The 20463-nt window shown below is 25.1% G+C and carries 20 protein-coding genes; 14 read left to right on the forward strand and 6 right to left on the reverse strand.

Features of this window, described 5'->3' with window-relative positions; translation table 4 throughout:
• Positions 1 to 38: 38 nt before the first annotated feature.
• On the reverse strand, positions 39 to 1085 hold the full coding sequence (locus tag SCULI_RS02885; RefSeq protein ID WP_025363139.1) for an aminotransferase class V-fold PLP-dependent enzyme: 1047 nt from the start codon (positions 1083 to 1085) through the stop codon (positions 39 to 41).
• 62 nt (positions 1086 to 1147) lie between these two features.
• Entirely contained in the window at positions 1148 to 1570 is a 423-nt protein-coding gene (locus SCULI_RS02890; RefSeq protein WP_025363140.1) for a hypothetical protein, read from the reverse strand.
• A 68-nt stretch (positions 1571 to 1638) separates the two neighbouring features.
• Here SCULI_RS02890 and SCULI_RS02895 point away from each other — a divergent pair, with 68 nt between their 5' ends.
• The 7 genes from SCULI_RS02895 to SCULI_RS02925 all read left to right on the forward strand — a co-directional run bounded on the left by SCULI_RS02895 (position 1639) and on the right by SCULI_RS02925 (position 8513).
• Positions 1639 to 2652, forward strand: coding sequence for a lipoprotein (locus tag SCULI_RS02895; protein ID WP_025363141.1), 1014 nt, complete (start codon positions 1639 to 1641; stop codon positions 2650 to 2652).
• Between the two features lie 110 nt (positions 2653 to 2762).
• Positions 2763 to 3170, forward strand: coding sequence for a transcription antitermination factor NusB (locus SCULI_RS02900; RefSeq protein ID WP_025363142.1), 408 nt, complete (start codon positions 2763 to 2765; stop codon positions 3168 to 3170).
• A gap of 16 nt (positions 3171 to 3186) precedes the next feature.
• Entirely contained in the window at positions 3187 to 4659 is a 1473-nt protein-coding gene (locus SCULI_RS02905) for a hypothetical protein (RefSeq protein ID WP_025363143.1), read from the forward strand.
• A gap of 14 nt (positions 4660 to 4673) precedes the next feature.
• Positions 4674 to 5948, forward strand: a complete 1275-nt coding sequence (xseA, locus tag SCULI_RS02910) for an exodeoxyribonuclease VII large subunit (protein ID WP_025363144.1) — start codon at positions 4674 to 4676, stop codon at positions 5946 to 5948.
• Between the two features lie 5 nt (positions 5949 to 5953).
• A complete protein-coding gene (gene xseB, locus SCULI_RS02915; protein ID WP_025363145.1) occupies positions 5954 to 6160 on the forward strand; it encodes an exodeoxyribonuclease VII small subunit in 207 nt (68 codons plus the stop codon).
• A gap of 174 nt (positions 6161 to 6334) precedes the next feature.
• Positions 6335 to 6739: an Ohr family peroxiredoxin gene (locus SCULI_RS02920; protein WP_025363146.1), complete on the forward strand. Its 405-nt coding sequence runs from the start codon at positions 6335 to 6337 to the stop codon at positions 6737 to 6739.
• Positions 6740 to 6875: 136 nt separating this feature from the next.
• Positions 6876 to 8513, forward strand: a complete 1638-nt coding sequence (locus SCULI_RS02925; protein ID WP_025363147.1) for a 1-deoxy-D-xylulose-5-phosphate synthase N-terminal domain-containing protein — start codon at positions 6876 to 6878, stop codon at positions 8511 to 8513.
• Between the two features lie 56 nt (positions 8514 to 8569).
• On the opposite strand, the gene SCULI_RS02930 is transcribed toward SCULI_RS02925, so the two are convergent.
• Complete coding sequence (locus SCULI_RS02930; RefSeq protein WP_025363148.1) at positions 8570 to 8971, reverse strand: hypothetical protein; 402 nt, start codon at positions 8969 to 8971, stop codon at positions 8570 to 8572.
• 254 nt (positions 8972 to 9225) lie between these two features.
• Here SCULI_RS02930 and SCULI_RS02935 point away from each other — a divergent pair, with 254 nt between their 5' ends.
• From SCULI_RS02935 to SCULI_RS02965, 7 genes are all read left to right on the forward strand, one after another.
• Positions 9226 to 11070, forward strand: a complete 1845-nt coding sequence (locus SCULI_RS02935) for a hypothetical protein (protein WP_025363149.1) — start codon at positions 9226 to 9228, stop codon at positions 11068 to 11070.
• An 18-nt stretch (positions 11071 to 11088) separates the two neighbouring features.
• Positions 11089 to 11910 carry a TlyA family RNA methyltransferase gene (locus SCULI_RS02940; protein WP_025363150.1) on the forward strand — a complete coding sequence of 274 codons (822 nt, stop codon included), beginning with the start codon at positions 11089 to 11091 and terminating at the stop codon, positions 11908 to 11910.
• The gene (dinB, locus tag SCULI_RS02945; RefSeq protein WP_025363151.1) at positions 11900 to 13210 is read left to right on the forward strand and encodes a DNA polymerase IV; all 1311 of its coding nucleotides are present in this window, start codon (positions 11900 to 11902) and stop codon (positions 13208 to 13210) included. The genes SCULI_RS02940 and dinB overlap by 11 nt, the downstream gene beginning before the upstream one ends.
• 18 nt (positions 13211 to 13228) lie before the next feature.
• Positions 13229 to 13870 (forward strand): SprT-like domain-containing protein, encoded by a 642-nt coding sequence (locus SCULI_RS02950; protein ID WP_025363152.1) that lies wholly within the window; start codon positions 13229 to 13231, stop codon positions 13868 to 13870.
• A gap of 182 nt (positions 13871 to 14052) precedes the next feature.
• Positions 14053 to 15027, forward strand: a complete 975-nt coding sequence (locus SCULI_RS02955) for a hypothetical protein (protein ID WP_025363153.1) — start codon at positions 14053 to 14055, stop codon at positions 15025 to 15027.
• A gap of 100 nt (positions 15028 to 15127) precedes the next feature.
• The gene (locus SCULI_RS02960) at positions 15128 to 15724 is read left to right on the forward strand and encodes an NAD(P)-dependent oxidoreductase (protein ID WP_025363154.1); all 597 of its coding nucleotides are present in this window, start codon (positions 15128 to 15130) and stop codon (positions 15722 to 15724) included.
• Positions 15725 to 15727: 3 nt separating this feature from the next.
• Positions 15728 to 16279: an AraC family transcriptional regulator gene (locus SCULI_RS02965; RefSeq protein WP_025363155.1), complete on the forward strand. Its 552-nt coding sequence runs from the start codon at positions 15728 to 15730 to the stop codon at positions 16277 to 16279.
• A gap of 34 nt (positions 16280 to 16313) precedes the next feature.
• On the opposite strand, the gene coaE is transcribed toward SCULI_RS02965, so the two are convergent.
• From coaE to SCULI_RS02980, 3 genes are all read right to left on the reverse strand, one after another.
• Positions 16314 to 16886 (reverse strand): dephospho-CoA kinase, encoded by a 573-nt coding sequence (gene coaE / locus SCULI_RS02970; RefSeq protein WP_025363156.1) that lies wholly within the window; start codon positions 16884 to 16886, stop codon positions 16314 to 16316.
• 72 nt (positions 16887 to 16958) lie between these two features.
• Positions 16959 to 18506: a hypothetical protein gene (locus SCULI_RS02975; RefSeq protein ID WP_025363157.1), complete on the reverse strand. Its 1548-nt coding sequence runs from the start codon at positions 18504 to 18506 to the stop codon at positions 16959 to 16961.
• Between the two features lie 153 nt (positions 18507 to 18659).
• On the reverse strand, positions 18660 to 20351 hold the full coding sequence (locus SCULI_RS02980) for a Pr6Pr family membrane protein (RefSeq protein ID WP_025363158.1): 1692 nt from the start codon (positions 20349 to 20351) through the stop codon (positions 18660 to 18662).
• Positions 20352 to 20463 lie beyond the last annotated feature (112 nt).

The following is a 20463-nucleotide window of genomic DNA, read 5'->3' on the forward strand; positions in this document are numbered from 1 at the left end:
ATAAAAAAACATCATGGTTTTAAAACCATGATGTTTTTTTATAATTGAGCAATGAATTCTTTAGTTAATTGAACAAGTTTTTCAATATCTTCAATTGTGTTTGAAATTGTCAAACAGATTCTAATTGTATTTTTTGCAATCAAATCTGCTCCAAAGAAAATATCATTTTCATTTAAATATATTTTTAACTGATTTACATTAACTTGATTGTTAAAATAAAAAACTACTAAATTTGATTTTTCAATAAAATCTTTATTATAAACATTAATATTAATTTTTTGAAATTCATTAATTAGTTTAGTTCTTAACTTATTTACATGTTCAATTATTTGTTGATCATTTTTTAATGTTCATTCAACATTATTTTTTATAATTTGTAATAATGCAGCATTATAAGTATGGGGCATTTGATTAATAGATTCAAATTTTTTAAATAATTCAATTGTTAAATAACCTTCATTTTTAAAAATTTGATAGCTATTAATTTCATTTTTAAATCCAATAAATGAAAAACCTGGATAAGAATTAAAACTTTTTGCAGAAGTCATTAAGAAAAAGTCACATGTTGTTTGTTTAGCTGTATGTAAATGATAAAATACAGGATAACTAACAGCATCAATAAATAATAGTTTATTGTATTTATTCAAAACCTTATAAATTAATTCAAAGTCATACATAAAACCAGTTGAAGTTTCATTAATAACTGAAAAAAAGATATCAGAAGGATCATTTTTAATAATATCTTCAAGTTGAAACTCATTAAGGTTAAAAATATCTGTTTGGTATTCAACTACTTTAAAACCATTACCTTTAATGATTTTTTCAATGTTTTTTGCTCAATATCCTGTATTTATTAATGAAATATTTTTATTGTTTTTATCTAAAGAACGAATAAAAATATCCATAGTTTCTGTTGCACTTGATGGAAAAATTAATACTTCTTGAGAATTAAATGTTGATTGTAAAGTTGTTTTTAAACTTGCAAAGATATTTTCAGCTTCTTGAGATCTGTGAAAAATATTACTTGATATTTCACTCATACAATTTGATTGAGGTCCTGGTGTAAATAAAATTTGTTTTTTCATATATTTTAATGCTTTCTTTCTAACTCATAAAATAGAAAATCACTTAATTAAAAGTGAAATTATTAATAATATAAATTTAATTTAAGTCTTAAGGCTTTATCTAATTTTTTAATATTTTTAATAAGAGAACTAACTTCTCTTGATAAGTATATACCTAATTTATCTTGATTTGGAGCAACTATTAGATAAATTAGGGTTAAAAATTCAACTCAAAGAGCGTCATTTTCACTATATTGTTGCATTTCTGCAATATTTATATCTGATGATTCTAAAACTTGGTTTAAATTCATTTTATATTTGGCAATACAAATCTGATCCATAATTGCTTTACATTCTTGATTATTAAATAGGGTATGAAAAGTCATTAAAATTTCTTCACATGTTTTATTTATTTGAGTATTTGATAAAGTTTGTTCTTTTTGATCTCCCAATAGATGAAAAAGTGTTTGCATATCAACATTATTGTCAAAATTATCATTGGTCATATCTCAAAATCTCCTTTAAATTACTAATATTATAATGTAAAATATTATTTAAAGGGGATGAATTAATTATGAAAAAATTATTATCTATTTTAGGAAGTGTTTCACTGATGTCAACAGCAACTGTTACAACAGTGATTTCTTGTCAAGCAGTACCTCCAGATCGTACTTTTAAAGACATAACATCAATTGATAAATTATGAGATACAAAAAATGCTGATAAAATCTCAATTGGGGCAATCTTAAATGAAGACCAAACAAAAGTTGATATGGCTAAATTAATTCAAGAATTAATGAGATTAATTCAATTTCGTTTTAATTACGAAGAAAAGCAAAAAATTGAAACTAGTTTATTAGATACTAATATCAAAATTTACTTTAAATATACTGATCAAGAAAAAGATGCGGAACAAATTTATGACCTTTTAGTAAGTACTGCTAAAAAATATGGAGAAAATAAATTTTTTAAAATTCCTTTAAACTTTATAATTGAAGATATTAGTGAACCAACAAATATTCTTACTGTTGAAAAGACATTTTATTTAGTAAATAATGGTTCTTTTAGAGCTACTTATAATGGTTCAGAAAACTATGATTTTGAATATATTAAAGGATTTAATATGACAAATAATTTTTATGAATTAAGTACTGCAGGTCAAACTACAGAAGAAGAAATTAAAGATAAGTTATGATTAAGTGACAGATACATAGCAAAAACTTATTCTTCTTCAAATTTTGAAGAAGAAGTTAAAGGAGCAATTCTTGGGTCATTTCTAGATATGCTTAATAATGATAATTACAATTATTCAGTTTCATCAATTAACCAAAAAATTGGTAAAGATTACGTGACTGATTGAAAATATAACACAGCTTTAACAATAATAAAAACTGCTTATGATATTTCAGAAAGTTCTAGCAAACTTTATGAATCTGAACTTATAACAGCAGCTAGTCAAATAGTTAAGGTTGTAGAAGGTGAAGATTTAAAAAATCTACAAGATGCAAGTAATGAAGTTCGTAATGTCAAAGTGACATTATTTGGTCAAGAAATTATTGTAAATTCAGTGCAAGCTTTAAAAAATTAATACTAATAATGTAAAAACAGCATTTTAAAATGTTGTTTTTTTGTCCAAAAAATTATATCTCATAGGTTTAATTGTTATAATAAAAATGAATTTATATTAAGGAAGCAATTATGGAACAAAAAAGTATTAGTTATTTGAAAAAACAAAGAAGAAATTCAGTACAAGTCTTATATCGTACATGTTTATTAGAAGAAAATGTTATTAAAGTAAAACAAGAAATGTTAGACAACTTTTTAATTGAAAACTTAGATAGTCAAGTAAATGAATACATTACCATTATTTTAGATTCATTTGATGATTTAAAAGAAACAATTATTCCTTTAATTGGAAGAACTTGAAGTTGAGAAAGATTACCTCATGTTATTAAAGCAATTTTAATCAATGGTGTTTATGAAATTACTAATAATATTGCTCCAAAAGCAGTTGTTATTAGTGAATCAATTGATATGGTAAGAGAGTTTTTACCTTCATGAGATACAAATTTTATTAATGCATTATTAGATCAAGTTAATTTATAAGGAGAACAAAGAAGTTATGGGTTTAAATAATTTAAATGAATTAAATGTGCAGTTAAATAATTTTAAAAATAATTCACTTACAAATATTAAAAAATTATTAATGAAAGAATTTAAAAACTTTGTTTATAAAACAAAGTTTAATCAATTACCAGATAATCCAAAAAGTTATTTAACAAAAGCTTTTTGTGATTTTTTAATGTTTAATTATTTAAACATTTTTTTAAAATCATCATTTAATGAAGCTAATTATAATTTAATTAGTGATTATCTTGAATTATCAAACAAAAAAATTCAAGATAAAAGTTTTAAAGATGTTTTGATAATTACTGCTAGTAAAGTAAGTAAATTTGATAAAAACATTAGTGACTTTGTTGAAGAAATTACTGAAAAACATAAACTTAATGTCAAAATTAGAAATTTAGAATGATATAACATGAACTTCTTTCAAGATAAAGTTGTTCATTCACAAGAAATTGACAAAACTGAAAACCATTTGCGTGATTTTTTCTTACAATTTGATCAAAACTTATTTGACCAATTAACTGAAAACAAATTTAAAAGTGTTAAATTAGATTTTGAAGATATGTGAAAAACTTTCTTTGAAAGAAATATCATTGCTTCTTTTGAAAAATTTATTTTTACACCAATTCAATTTGATCAAGATTTTGTTGAAAAAACTTATAAAAAATTACAAGAATCAATTCAACCAAATACATTAGTTATCTTTTTAAATAATGTCGAAATAAATTCTTTATATAAGACTGCTTTCTTAAATAACATTGAATTATTTGCAAACATTATTAAAAATGATTGTCCTGTAATTACAATTGGTGATTACAATGAATTAAACTTAATCCAAATTTTATCTTCATATAATTTAAAATCTACTTATGATATTTTAAGTTTATTTGAAACTAAAAATATAATTGAAAACAATCGTATTGAAGATGCTACAAATACTTTAAATAAATATTGAGATGATATTTTAGATTCAAAAACTTTAGATGAAAATTTAGATGATGTCTTTAAAAACCAAACTCAAGAAAATTTTGATCTATTGCAAACAGTAACTTTAAAAGAACCAATTGATTTTGAAGAACTACAAGAAAAACAAAAATTTAAATTATTTGTACATTTTGCTAAATTTTTTAACGATTATAATAATGAAGATAAAAATGAACTGATTGTAAAATTTAAAGAATGAAAAAAAGATTTCGAATCTTTTATAAAGATTTTTGAAAAGGGATTAGTTAATTTAAAATTAAAATCACAAAACATTGATCAAACTAGAGTCAAAACTTTTAAAGAAAAAATAAATTTAAAAACAATTAGTGAGCTTCATGAATTTATTAAAACTCGTTTTGATCAATTTGAAAGTCAAATTAGATCATCTTTTATTGATTTACAAGACTTAGTTAATTTTTATAATTTATATATTAAAGTTAAATCTTCAATTAATGAAATCGAATTTGCATTAACAAACATATAGAAAAGGGTGAGTCCATGGATGCAGTAATTTTGAGTATAAGTGATTTGAGTGATAATTTAAAATATCATCTTGAATCATCAAATGCTTTTAAAAATATAAATATAAAAGGTGAAATCTCAAATTTAACTTACAATAAATCTGGGCACATTTATTTTTCACTTAAAGATGCTGACAGTAAAGTTGATTGTGCTATTTGAAAATCAAATGCACAAAAATTTACTGATTTAAATCCAAGTGAAGGAACAGAAATTATTGCAACAGGGACAATTTCATTTTATAAACCCTCAGGAAAAATTACTTTTACAGTAGTTGATGTCAAGATTGATGGAATTGGTGCTCTTGCAGAATTATATACCAAACGTTTTAAAGAATATGAAGCTAAGGGTTGATTTGCACAAGAATTTAAAAAGTCAATTAAAAAAATACCTTTAAATATTGGAATTATAACTGCTGCAACAGGAGATGCAGTTAGAGATTTAATTACAACAATGAAAAGACGTTTTCCAATTGTAAATATCTTTTTATTTCCAACCTTAGTGCAAGGAGATGGAGCTGCAAAAGATATTTCCAAAAAAATTAAACAAGCAAATGATTTTTCACCTCAACTTGATACTTTAATTGTAGGAAGAGGTGGGGGAAGTTATGAAGATCTATGAGCATTTAATGAAATTGAAGTTATTGAAGCAATTAAAAATTCAGACATTCCAATTATTTCAGGAGTTGGACATGAACCAGATATTACTCTTACAGATCATGTTGCAGATTTAAGAGCAAGTACCCCAACAGCTGCAGGAGAAGCTGCAACTCCTGATGTAAATGTTTTAATCAATAGTTTAAACAGTACTCATCAAAACTTTGCAAATATCTTGTTAACAAAGATTAACAATATTAAAACCAACTTTAATAATATAACTACCAATTTGCATACTGCAGTTAAAAATAAAATAGATAAAGAACAAAATAATTTAAATTCAACAATTGAGAGCTTTAGAAGTTCTTTTACAAATAAAATTAGAAATATCAAAATTAATTTAATTAATTTTCAAGATTATTTTGCAAAGAGTTTAAAAACTAAATTAGAAATAATTAAACAAGAATTAGAAAAACAAGTTGAGTTAATAAATTTATTAGACCCAACAAGACCCTTACTAAAAGGATTTGCATTAATTATGCAAGATAAAAAAACATTAAAATCAGTTAATGATATTGATTCTTCCAAACCAATGAGTGCCAAATTAATTGATGGTACTTTAAAGTTAAGCATTGATGAAATCATTAGAGAGGACTAAACAACATGGAAAACAAAAACTTTACAGAAATTTTAGATCAAATTAAAGAAATTTCAAAAAAATTAAATGATCCTTCAACTTCAATTGAAGATTCAATTGATTTATTTAAAAATGGAACTGCTATTATTAAAGAAGCAAAACAACATTTAGAAACAATTGAAGGTGAAGTTAATAAAGTACTTGAAAATAATCAAGTTGAAGATTTTAAATAGTTAAAAAGATATAAATTTAATATAATTTATATCTTTTTTTAATACTTTTTTAGATTATATAGTCTAAGATAAGATTGTGTAATACACAAGGGGTGTTTTTATTAATAAGCATCTATTTTGAAGGAATATTATTTTCTTTCAAAACTAATCAAAAAAACTAGAGGAGAAATTAAAATGAAAAAAATTTATGAAGCAGTAATTAAAAACACTGGAGGAAGAGATGGTTATGTTATATCACCAGATGAAACATTTAAATATAAAATAACAGCACCTGGAGTTAAAACAAACAATTCTACAAATCCAGAACAACTATTTGCAGCAGGATATAGTTCATGTTTTAATGGAGCATTACAATTAGTTATGAAACTTCACAATAATGTCCATCCAAGTACTATCACAGCTAAAGTGTCATTATTTGAAGATGATAAAACAGGTTTTACAATTCAAGTAGTTTTAGAAGTTAAAATTGAAGATATCGATCACGAAACTGCAACAAAATTTGTTGCAGAAGCAGACCAAGTATGTCCTTATTCTAAAGCAATCAAAAATAATGTAAAAGTTGACATTATAGTACTTTAAGATTAAATATAAAAAAATAAAACCCTTTTTTAAACACAATATTAAAATATTTGTGAAAGAATAAGGGTTTTTCTTTTATAAATGTATGTTAATTAAAACTACTTTTATATACAATATTAGTGGTGAGGTATATAAAATGAGATTAGAAAATATTGAAAACTTTAAAGATATATATGGTAAGAAAAATACAAAGCATTTAGGAGAATTGTGTGAAAGTATTAGAGAAACTTTAATCAATCACACTAATGAAAATGGGGGACATATTGGTAGTAGTCTTGGTGTAATTGAATTAACAGTTGCACTTTTAGCACACTATAATTTAGATGATTCAATCATACTATTTGACACTGGTCACCAATCACATGTTTATAAATTATTGACTAATCGTAAAAATACTTTTAAAACTCTTGGCCAATATTGTGGAATATCAAATTTTCAAGAAATGAAAGAAAGCGAATTTGATTGAATATCAAATGGACATAGTGGAACTGCTTTAGCTTATGCATATGCATATAGTAAAGCCAAAACTAAAAAAAATATTATCTCCGTTTTAGGAGATGCATCATTTTATGGATCATATTCACATGCTGGACTTATAAATTTATCAAATCTTGATCACAAAAACATCATCATTTTAAATGACAATGACCAAGCAATTGGTGAAAATGCAATTCGTATTAATGATATTGAAAAGTATTGTCAATCACTGAATATTGATTATTTAGTTTGTGAACAAGGAAATGATATTAAAAGTTTATTAAAAATATTGCATAAAGCAGATGAAATTGAAAATCATGTTTTAATTCATGTCAAAACTGTTAAAGCAAATAAATATAATGGTACAAAACCTTTGAGTTTCTTACATACAACTCAAGATGATTTAACAGATACTTATACACAATTAGTGTCTGAACAAATTGAAAAAATATTTGATGAGAATTCTTATTTAATTTCTCCAGCAATGTTAAATACTTCAAGTTTTAGCAATCTAAAAGAAAAATATCCCGATCAAGTAATTGATTGTGGTATTAATGAAGAGTTATGTGCTCTAATTGCTGCAGGTCTTGCAAAAGCTGGTAAAAAAGTTTATGTCTCAGTTTATGCGACATTTTTTCAAAGAATGTTTGACCAATTAGTTCATGATATTGTAAGAAATAAACTTCCAATTGTCTTTTTAATCGATAGGGCGGGTATAAATTACAAAGGGGGAGTTAGTCATCATGGAATATATGATGTTAGTTTAGCTTTAAACTTTAAAGATCACTTACTTTTCCATCCTTTTACTAAAAATGATGTTCAAAATATTGGATATTTAATTAAACAAAATCAAGGTGAATTAATGTTTATTCGTTATGAAAAAGAAAAGGTTTATGATTTTGGAGAATACATTTCATTTGATAGTGGTAAATGATATGAATTAATTTACAATAGTGAATACAAAAAAACTATTATTGCCTATGGTTCTGTTTTAGGCGAATTGTACAATCACATTAAAGAAAACAATTTAGAAATTAATCTGATTAATGCACGATTTTTAAATCCAATTGACCATGACCTATTGGTAAAACATATTAATAATCAAATGTATATTTATGAGCAAGTAATTGATCGCAATAATTTATTTGCCAATATTCGTTCATATTTAACAAATAAAACTGATATTTATCCAATTGCAATAAAAAGTCGCAATGTTGAACAAGGGCAAAAAAGTAACTTGCTTTCTTCACTTGGATTAGATGTCAGCAAAATACTTCAATATATTGCAAAAAAATAAAGTTTAAAAAAGCTTGTAGAATTGACATTAATCAATTCTACAAGCTTTTTATTTAACTATTTGTTATTATTTTTTAGTTTTTGAATCTCAAGTTTTAGAGCATCAATTTGATCTTGATAATCTTTTTTTAGTTCAAAATTTTCTAACTTTTGATCTGCAAGTTTATTTTTAATTTCAACTAACTCTGTACTTTGTTGAACATAAAGTCTTTCACATTCTTTTGTGAGTCTTGGCATAATATTCTCCTTTTTAACAATAAATTCATTATAAGATTTAACATATTTGTTAAATTTAGCAAACTGTTTTGTTTGCATTTTTATTATATCATTGTCAAAAGTTGAGATTCAAATCATATTTATTTCATCAAAACCAACATTAAACTTTTGTTTCATAAAATTTATAAATAAAATATAATCCTTATCTACATCAAATTCTCTCTTATTAAGTCATTGTTGCACATAAGCGATCTTTTACTTTAACACTATTGTCTGTTTGATTTTGATTCATTACTAAGGAATTTAATTTGATATTTTCATTAATATTTTTGGCACTTTTTTCACCCCATTATTGTTATCGTCAAAAAAAGATGAAAATGTACAATTATTTTCATCTTTTATGCCTAAAAACAATGGTTTTTTACCTTTCATATCAAATAAATAGTCATTTTTATTTGATATAATTAACTCGACAAATTTTTTGAGGTGTGATATTTATGAGGCAAGTACAAGATAAAAACTATTTTTTAAATAAACTCTTAAAAGATAGAGAAATTAATCAGCTTTTAGAAGGACAATCTCAAAAGAATATTAATGGTTTTATTGATAACTTAAAAGAAATCAAAAAAATTCTACACATCAAAGAGCAAACTGATAAAAAGATTTTAGAAGAATATAATAAACTAATTGTTATCCCAAGTGGTAGTGAAGAGACTTTAATAAGAGAATTACATCAATTTAATAAAGCAATGTATGATTGACCAGATTACTATACTTTAGATTTTGGAGTAAAAAATGCAACTGGACAAACTGAGAAACAATTTAAACCTGAAATTGAAGATAGTGTTGCTAAAAGAATGGCTCAATCTGAAAGATTATTAGCCCAAAAACAAGGTAAACACCGCCAAAAGATTGAACAAGAAGCAGAGCAATTAAATAGTGTTGAAAAAAGAAAAATGTTAGCTCAACAACTTGAAGAAGACACTATTGACAGTGAAGAACTTGCAACTGCTTTTAGTGAAATGATTGTTAATGCAAAGCAAAATTTAGAAACTAATCTTTTAAAAGCACAAGATGAACAAAACAAATTACTCACAAAATTAGCTTTTGAATTTGAACGAGATTCAATTGATAAAGCTATGAAATTATTAGATACTCCAAACTTTGAAGAAGAAGGACTATGAAGTCCTGGACAAAAAGATAAAAAAGGTGATTTAGAAGTAGCAAATCAAAATAATGAAAGCCCCGAAAATGAAGAAGATTATTTTGATATTGATATTGAAGATGAAGAATATTATCAAAAGAGATTTAAATATGAAAATAATTTAAAAGAAGTTGAATTTGAAGCAGATCATAGTTGAAATAAAAATGAATTAAATTCATTTGAAGCAAATAGTGCTGCTGCATATTTAAGTCGAATAAATAATTTTGATCCTTCACAATCTTTAAAAAATGGTGAGCAAAAAATATTTAGAACAAAACTCGCAAACTTACCTTTAGATTTTAATGAACCTTTAGAAGAGTTAGATATTTTATTAGATGAAAATAATTTACCAATTGAATTTGAAAAAGAAAAAATATATTTTGATTTAATTAATCAAGCAGTTGAAAATTGAAATTCAAAACAAAAAGAAGTATTTAAAACTTCAGAAAAACAAAATGTAAAAAAAGGTGAAGCAATAAAATTGCCAAAAAATATTTTAGGACTTTCTCAACCATATATCCATGAAAGTACAACTGAATTTGAGCCAACACTTGAAAATATAAAAGAGCTTGATAGTGAAAATGTCAAACGTTTAAGTGATGAAGAACTGACAATGGTTACAGAAATTTGAGAACGTGATCCAATTGATCCTTTAAGATATGATGATTTATCTGATTTTGAAAAACGTTTAATAAGTGCTCCAATTAAAACTAAAGATTTAAAAAAAGGTGAATGACTTTCTGAAATTCATGATGAGATTATGGAAAAGGACAATTCAATTTTAAAAGATGCACAAGAAATTATTGTTGATTCTGAAGAAGAAAAACTTGAACAGTTAAGTGATATTAAAAATAATTTAGATGAGGGAAATTATGGTAAATTAAATTTATCTAAACCAATGGCAATTACTTGTGCACGTTATATGAAAAAATTAAATTATTTAAAAAAAGGATTTGAAAAATCATATGGTTCAGAATTATTTAAAAAGATTCGCGATTGAATTGCACAAGAAAATTTAATGTATGAAAATGCAGAAAGAAATAATCGAATTAGAAAATTAAAAACAAAAAGATTTAAAACTCAAAAATCTGTTTTGCAAAAACAAAGACTTAAAGAAATTTTTAAAGTAAAAAAATAATTTAAAGGAGAAATTAAAATGAAAAAAAGATTGGATCAAATTTTATTAGACATGCAATTAGTTGACAATCGCAATAAAGCACGTAGTTTTATTATTGATAATAAAGTGATTGTTAATAATGAAAAAGTAACTAAGCCTGGAACAATGTTTGATCCAGAAAAAATAAAAATTTCTCTTTTACTTGAAGAAAAAGAATACGTGAGTAGGGCAGGTAAAAAACTTGATAAGGCAATTAAAGTTTGAAATATAAATTTAGAAAATAAAGTTTGTTTAGACATTGGAAGTTCAACTGGGGGATTTACAGATTGTTGTTTACACTTTGGAGCTAACTTTGTTTATGCAGTTGACGTTGGAACAAATCAACTTGATTGAAAGTTAAGAAGTAATCCCAAAGTTAAGTCAATGGAAAAAACAAATTTTAGAAATGTAACAAAAAATTTTTTTGAACAAGAAATTAATTTCTTTTGTTGTGATGTAAGTTTTATTTCTGTAGAAAAAATATTATTACCTTTAAAAGATATTGTCAATGATCAAACTGATGGAATAATTTTAATTAAACCTCAATTTGAATCTGATAAAGAAGATGTTAAGAATGGAAAAATAAATTCTAAGGAAGGTCATTTAAAAAGTATTGAGCGTGTCATTAATTATTGTAGTCAAAATAACCTTTATGTTAATGATATTAATTTTTCTCCAATTCTTGGAAATAAGAAAAAAAATATTGAATACTTATGTTGAATAAAAAAAGAAAATAATTTTAAAAATCAAAATCAATTTGATATTCAAAAATTAATTAACGATTGTTGAAAATATTTTGAGAACTATGATGATGAAAAATAAAAAAGTAATTTTTCTTTTAGACATGGATGCTTTCTTTGCAAGTTGTCATATGGCAGTTGATCCTTCTCTTAAAAATAAAAATTTAGTAGTCTCTTCACCAAATAGACGAGCAATAATTACAACTGCAAGCTATAATGCAAGAAGTTTTGGAATTAGAGCAGGAATGCCAATGTTCAAAGCTAAAGAACTTTGCCCTGATATTTTTCCAGTTAACAGTGACTTTAGTTTATATATTAATTTTTCGCAAAAAGTTTTTGATGTTATCTATAATAACTTTACAAAAAAAATTGAAGTTGCTTCAATTGATGAATGTTATTTAGATGTGACTCATGTATGAAAAAAATATAAGACAGTTAAAAAATTAGCAGAAGCTATTAAAAATAAAATTCATCAAGAATTAAATTTAACTTGTTCAATTGGAATTAGTACAAATAAATTTTTAGCAAAAACTTGTGTTGATTTTAATAAACCAAACGGAGTTTCAATTTTGTTACCTGAAGATATCAGTTCAACTTTATGACCTTTACCTGTTGAAAGAATGTTTATGATTGGTCCTTTAACGACTAAAACTTTAAATGAAAACAATATTTTTACAATTGAACAGCTTGCTTTAAGTGATGTCAATAACATAATTCAACTCTTAGGAAAAAGGGGACTTACATTATGAAGTTGAGCCAATGGAATTGGAGACGATAATGTTGAACATGAATCAAATGAACTTAAATCAATTGGAAATGAGTTTACACTAAACTACACAACAGCAAATCCTGAAGAAATTGAAGAAATGATTTATGAATTAAGTTTAAAAGTTTCACAACGTGCTAGAAAAAGATTTTTAAAGGGAAAAACTATTGCTATTATTATTAAATATGCAAATAATAATAGGGGATTTGATTTAAAGCAACGTAAAAAACACAATACCAAACAAGAAACGATTAATGAGGTGACCAATAATGTTGAAAAAATTTATTCAGTTGCCAAAGAATGCTTTTATGAATTATGAAATGGAGAACAAATTTTACTTGTTGGTGTGAGATTAACTAATCTAATTGATTCAATTCAAGATAAAAAACAATTAAGTTTTGAAGATATTGACTTAAATGATACTTTAAATTTAAATGATATTGGCAAAATTATTTATGATCTTGAATTAAAATTTGGTAAGAAATTAATCTTTACAGCAGATCAATTAATTAAATTTAATGACAAAAATAGAAGTCAAAGTAAATATTTGAAAAATGATAATGTTCATATCTCAAATGAAGAAATAATCAAAAAATGACAAAAACATAAAAGATAGAAATAGGGGGCTTAGCTTATGCAAAATTTTATAAATATTGATGATTTTATCCTTGAAATACGTTTAATTCATAATCAATTAAATGCCCTATTATTTAAAAACTATTTAAAACCTGTTAAATTTGTTGTTGAAGATAATCGCCGTATTAAAAAGAAGCATACTTTAGGTTCTTTTATGCCAAATAGTGGTTATTTAGATCAAGACAATAGCATGCAAATAGTAATTTACACTTTATGTTTAAATGGAGATTATTACAGTATTATTGCAACTTTAATTCATGAAATGGTCCACCAATATAACTTCCAAAAAGGCATTAAAGATACTGAAAATAATGGTCGCCATAACAAAAACTTTCGCGATACTGCTTTATCAGTAGGTTTATACATTGAACCAACTGTTAGAGGAGACAAAACCAATAGTCATGGTCTTGGATTTGCTTTTACTAAATTAAGTGATTATTTAAAACACATTATTGACAATAAATTAGACTTCAATAAAGAAGTCTTAAAGTTAAAACATCACGCAGCGCTTAATATCAAAGAAGATAAAAGAATTGCATATCGATGTGAGGGATGTGACTTTCGTGTTACTACTAAACAGAATGTAAGGTTAAAGTGCTTAGATTGTAATTTAGAATTATTAAAAACAATTAAATCTTAATAGTTATAAATAAAAGTGCATATGTACATATACACTTTTAGATAATAATATACATTAATAAGGTATTTATATCTATTTTAAAAAATGATATTATTAATATAACTTACATCACCCTTTGATGTACTTTTTATTACTTATTTTTATTATAAAAAACTATTTTTTATGAATGGAGGATTACTAATATGGGAGCATTTTCACCAAAATTTTGTCCAACTCACTTAACAATTCATGTCTGTGACTTACAAGATATAACAAAAAAAGTTGCTTCTATAGAAGATGATCTAGGAGCAAAAGTTAGACGTTTACATGGAACTCAAACTGAAGAAGAAGTTGAAGCTGCTGCTGCAAAAAGAAAACATCAACCAGGTTCTTTGGGAGATATTTTAGAAAAAGCAAAACAAAAAGCTGCTCAAGAAAGAGAAAAAGTAAATTTAACTGGGGGAGTTGCTGGAGATGATGCCATGATACCAGTTCCAGAAAGTGAAATTACAGATAGAATGGCTGCTTTACGTGCCAAAATGATGGGTGGAGGAGCCTCACCAGTAAGTGAAACCCCCTCTCCTACTTTAAATTCTACAACTGGGGGATTGGGCGATGTTATTCAAAAAGCACGCCAACATCAATTTGATAATCCCGAACCTGAGTATCAGGTCCCAGAGCGCTCTAAAACTGGTGAACAAGATTACAAACACTTACCACGTGGTAATAAGCCTTCTGCAGTCTTAAAAGACCTTGATTTAGACCTTTTAAATGAAAGTGATATCAAAAATACATCAAATAAATCAAGTAAAACCCCTAATTTATTTGATCAAGAAGAAATTAATAATGTTAGTCAAGTAATGGAATCTTCAGTTGATGAGCCAATCATAAAAAAGGAAGTTTCAACTAGTGAAGAAGATATCAAAAAAGTCTTTACTGAAGAAGAAACTCAAGAATTAATTCAATCAGCTGTTAAAGAGGCATTAAAACAAGTTGGCTTAATTGATAGTAATAATAAACCAAAAAAAGTTATTAGTCCTAAAGCAAGTTCAACTAAAAAACAACCTTCAACTGCAAAAAAAACAACATCTACTAAAACTGTTGCTAAACCAAAAGCAGAAGTTAGAAAAGATGAAAATTTTAAAGTTGATAAAACAAAAATACCTGATTTAAAATAAAAACTAGTTCTTAAGAACTAGTTTTTTCAATTCTATTAGCAATATATGACATATTAATAAAATTTTAGAGTGTTAGCATATAACCATAGGAGGAAATAATATGAAAATTTTACATATTGGTTATCAAGGAAAACTTGGTACAAGATTATCAAACGAATTAACAAATAGAAAAATTGAAACAATTAAATTTGAGGGAGACGCATTAAACTATCAAAATTTATTAACTCAAGCACAAGGAGTTGATATAATAGTTTCAACAGTTGGTGCAAATAGTGTTGAAGATTTTGAAACTATTGCAAAAAATGTAATTAAAATTGCAACAGACTTAAATATTAGAGTATTGTGATCTGGAGGTGCAGCTACTTTAATTCAAAAAGATGGAACAAGAATTGCTGACTTAGACATTAATACTTTCCCTGAAGAATTAAAAGGATGAATCCCTGCTGTTTATGGACATGCTAAAGTTTTAGATTTGTTTAAAGCAAGTCCAATAAACTGAACATTCATGTCCCCTGCTTTAGATTTTCAAGATATTGAACCAATTGGTGATGTTAAAGTTATGAAAACTGATGAAGCATTATATAATTCACAAAATAATAGTTTTGCAAGTTATATTAGTGGAGCAAAAGCATTAGCAGATGAACTTGAAAATCCAAGATATTTAAATTCACGATTTACAATTGTAGAAGAAGGATAAAATATGAGAAAAATAACCGATAAGGAATATAAAGAAATCACAGTAAAAAATACAAATTCTATTGATGTCTTTTATTTTGGCAATATTAATACCAAAATCATGTGTCTTTCAACTTGTGATTCAAAACGACCACTTCAAAAAAATTGTGTCGTTTTTGAAACAGCTGAGCAAGGATTTGAACATAAATATCGCCCTTGTAAACGATGTCAACATATTAAATATAAAAGAAATTATACAAGTAATTGAAAAGAAGAATTAAAAAACTACATTGAAGATAATTTCTATTATGATCTAAATTTAGATGAACTAAGTCAACAAATTGGAATTAGTAAATTTCATCTAGTTAGAAGTTTTAAACAGTTATATAACATAACACCCATTGATTTCTTAATTAAAACTCGATTACAAATAGCAAATGATATTATATTAAAAGACAAAAAAACAATAACAGACGTTGCTTTAGAAGTTGGGTTTAATTCTTATTATCATTTTTCAAAAAGCTATAAAAAATATTTTAATCAATCTCCTACTTTAAGTCGACAAAATCTTAAATAGTTTAAAAATGCGATTCTTTAACTGAATCGCATTTTTATAATATTTTTTTAAATAAATCATCAATGTTTTGATAAAAAACATCAATATCATTATTATTTTCAAGTATATAGTCAAAGTGATAATCTTTTAATTTATTAAATTGATATTCACTAATCGATTGGATTTCATTGATATTACGTTTATCACGTATCATAACACTATCCATACGCTTCTCTTCTTCTTTTTTTAATAAAATCGTTGTATCAAATTTAATATCTAATCCATTAATCATTGCAGCTTCAACTACAATTGCTTGGTACTCTTCTTTAATTGATTGAATTATTTCAAGAATTCTTTTTGAGATTAATGGTCATACAATACTTGTAAATTGATCATTTAACTTATTATTGCAAAAAACACTTTCACGTAAAATTTGGCGATTAATTTTTCCTTCTTCAATACTTTGAGGAATATATTTTTTTAAGAAATCAATTACTTGAGGTAGATTAATTACTTCTTTTGAAACTTCATCTGCTTCAATAACTTTAACGCTTGGATTTGATTTAATGTAATTTAATAAAGTAGTTTTACCACTTCCAATAAAACCGCTTACACCAATTAGCTTCATACATTCACTCCCATTTTTTGTAAAAAAAATCATTTCATAATGAAATGATTTTAATGATATATCTATATCATATTAATTATAAATTATTTTATCTGCGTAACTTGAGATTTTTGATTTAATCGGTGACATTTTTGCAATTGTTTCTAAACAAAGCTCACGATATGAATCATAATCTTCACTTTGTTTTGCTTGATTTAATTTTGCAATGATATTGTCATTGATTTCAATGTGTTTGAAGTTGTTTGCAAGACGATCTTTTAAACAGAATCCCACTTTTGCAAGTAATTCTTCTCTTCTTGAAGCAATTGTAAAGATTTGTTCAACAATTCCTTCTGCTTCATAAACATCTCATTCTTTAATTGCTTGTCTGTATTCTTCAATTAAAGTAACAACATCATCTTTATATCTGCCAAATACATTAACTCGTGAATTGTCAATTACATTTTTAATTAAGTTAACAAATTTTTGATCTGTTCTTGTTAAGTTTTCTAAATCAGTTTCTGCTTGATCATAAATTTCATCTCAATCAAATTTTGCTTTTTTATCTTGCAAAGTATTCAATTGACTTTTTGCATAACTGTATAATTTGATTTCAGTATTTTTTGACATTTCCAATAGTTTAATCAATGATTTAAAGAAATTCAATAATTGATTATTATTTGGAAGTTTATTAAATGAATCTTGTTTTTGTCCTTTAACAGGTTTAATTTTAGGTTCTTTTGTTGCTTTGACTTTTGCTTCTTTTTCTTTTTTAACTTTTTTAACACTTGGTGCTTCAACGTGATCATATTCAGTTGCCAAGTTTGTACCAGTTGTTGCATCAATATCTCTTAAGACAGCTAAATTAATTGTTCATCATGAACATTCTCCAGTAATTGTGCCAATAAAAGCAGTTAAAATTAATGGAATAAAAATAATTGTTGGGACAAAAATTCAAATTCATTTTAATCAAGTTTTATCTTCTGCTGTCATAATATAACCATCAAAGAATCAAGCCATTGTTGGTCAATATAATTCTTTTTTATTTCTAAAATATCCCCCATTTTCAATTTGTTCTAAAACTTCTTGCGAACAAGCATTGATTGAACCTTTAACATTAAATTCTCAAACAACTCCCATTTGATATGGTGATGCTGCAAAGAATGAAATTGTTGCTCCAATTGCAAGAATTACAAATCCAATTCAAGCTAAAACCATTGTCATTTGATAACTTCTAATTGGTCTAACAATTCTTGCAATCCCGTTTTTATTTTGATTTTTATATCCAACACTGTGAATAATTAAACGAATTAACATGATTGTAAAGATTGCTCCCCCAATAATTAATGGTCCATAAATTATTGATGTAAAAGTTGGCGCAAAGATGAATCTTCCAGTAGTTTCATCAAATAGAATGAAGTCTAAGAAAGAAAATGGTTTAATAAATCCATAATCTTCTCCATAAATTGTATTAATTTGTCCAAAACCAGGTGTTATTTGTATACCATTTTTTCAAGTAACAACTGCTGGAGAAACTCACATTAATACTCCAAATAAAGCATAAAAAAACGAAAAAATAATCAATGCATTGATCATAAATTTCGATTTCTTATTATTTTTTAAAATTTTGATTTTGCCCATAATTAGATTTGCCCCTATCTAAATCATTCCAAAGTAATTATACATATTTTTGCTATTAAAATCTACAAAAAATAAGGTAGTTATAAAATCAATTGAAAATTTTATAATTAAAAAGTTCCATAAATGGAACTTTTTAATTATTTTGTAACAATTTTATTTTGATTTTTTTGCTTCTAAACGATTCACTGATCAATTATATAAAGAACATGAACCCACCAAAATAGTACTTACTAATGAAATTGCAATTATCATTGCAAGATATCCAGGAATGCCCCCCAATCAATCATTACTTCTTAAATTTAAGAATGGATAAGGTCATGTTCATGTTTTTACTGCATAAACATAATTTTGGTTTCAAGCTGAGTATAAAATTTCTCCTCTAGTTACAATAAATATTGCATAAAATATAGGATATGCAATTATATAAAGAATTTTTTTATTAGTAAATAATTGTTTTGTTGTACCAAATTCAGTTTTTGTATATCAAAATACAAAATAGAAAATCATACATAATGGAAAAATAGCATGTAGAAGTGTATTGACCATTCAAAATAGAAAATTCTTTGAAGATAACGGGTCACCATCAATTGTTCCACTCATCAATGATGTTGGAATTGAAATTGCATTGAAAATTATACAAGTTACAGTAATATAACCAGCAATGGCTAAACTTCATTGGTAATTTGTAAATTTACCTTTATTTTCATTTGCTCCTTTAATAAAAACAACTACAAATCATAAACAAACAAGCACATTTGATTGGAAAGTAAACATCCCAAAAGCAAAATTTAAAGCTGTTAATACGTTTCCCCCAATTCAAATAGGATCAAGTCCATCACTAGTTTTAATATATTTTGAATGCTTAGTCTCTGAAAGATAACCTGATGTTGAAAATGATATATATAATGTATAAATTAAAATTGCACTACTTGCAATTGCAAAAATCATTTTAAAATATTGTTTTGCAGTTTTTCAATCCTTTTTTTGCATCAAGTTCTTTGAATTACTGTTAATTAAAGAAACATCTTCGTTATAAATTTCACCTTTAAATTTTCAATTATCAATTTTCTTTGTTAATGAAATTAAAGCTATTGGTAATGTTAATAAGACTATAGTTGATATTAATGCAACTATTAAAAACATAATACTTGAATGTATTCCTAAATATGATCCTGTAAAGTTTAAAAATGGATAGACTCATAAACTAATACTTTCACTAAATTCAACGTTTTTGTTATAACTTATAAAAAGTAATTGAGATTTTAAAATTATTACAATTATAAAAACTATTGGATATATTAATACTTTTAATATTTTTTTGTTTAAAAAATAATTTTTAATTCCTTGGTTTGTTCTTCCCTGATAGTAAAAAACAAAATAAAATAACATAAATAATGGAATTGCAATATATAATGCAAAGTTTGATATTCATCATGATGCATCATTAATTTGTGTACCATCAATTGAGTTACTTTGTGAAGGTAAAATAAAACAAATAAATGTTATCATTGATAAAATATTTCAAACAACAATTGCTAAAGTTGAATGATAATTTGTTAAAATTCCATCATTTTTTTCTTGTTTTCCTTCTAATACAGAACTTACAAGTCATATGAAACTTATAACAGCTGATTGAATTCCAAAATAACTAAAAAACAATAAAAGTACATAAATAAAGTCACTTCCAGCATAAGTATATACTTCTTCGTCCTTACTCCATTGATTTCATCTACCTGTTTCGCCTGTACCAGATAAATATAATCTAATAAACGATAATAATATAGTTAATAAAATTAAACTCAAAGCCACTAATTTAAGTTTATTGTTATTTTTGATTTTACTCATATCTCTTTCTCCTCAAAATTATTTTACTATATAAAATATTTGTTTAATCAAAAAAAACACTATTAAGTGTTTTTTTCAATAAGGTTTTTATAAATTAATATGAAATAAATCT

Source organism: Spiroplasma culicicola AES-1, from assembly GCF_000565175.1.
Lineage (GTDB): Bacteria > Bacillota_I > Bacilli_A > Mycoplasmatales > Mycoplasmataceae > Spiroplasma_A > Spiroplasma_A culicicola.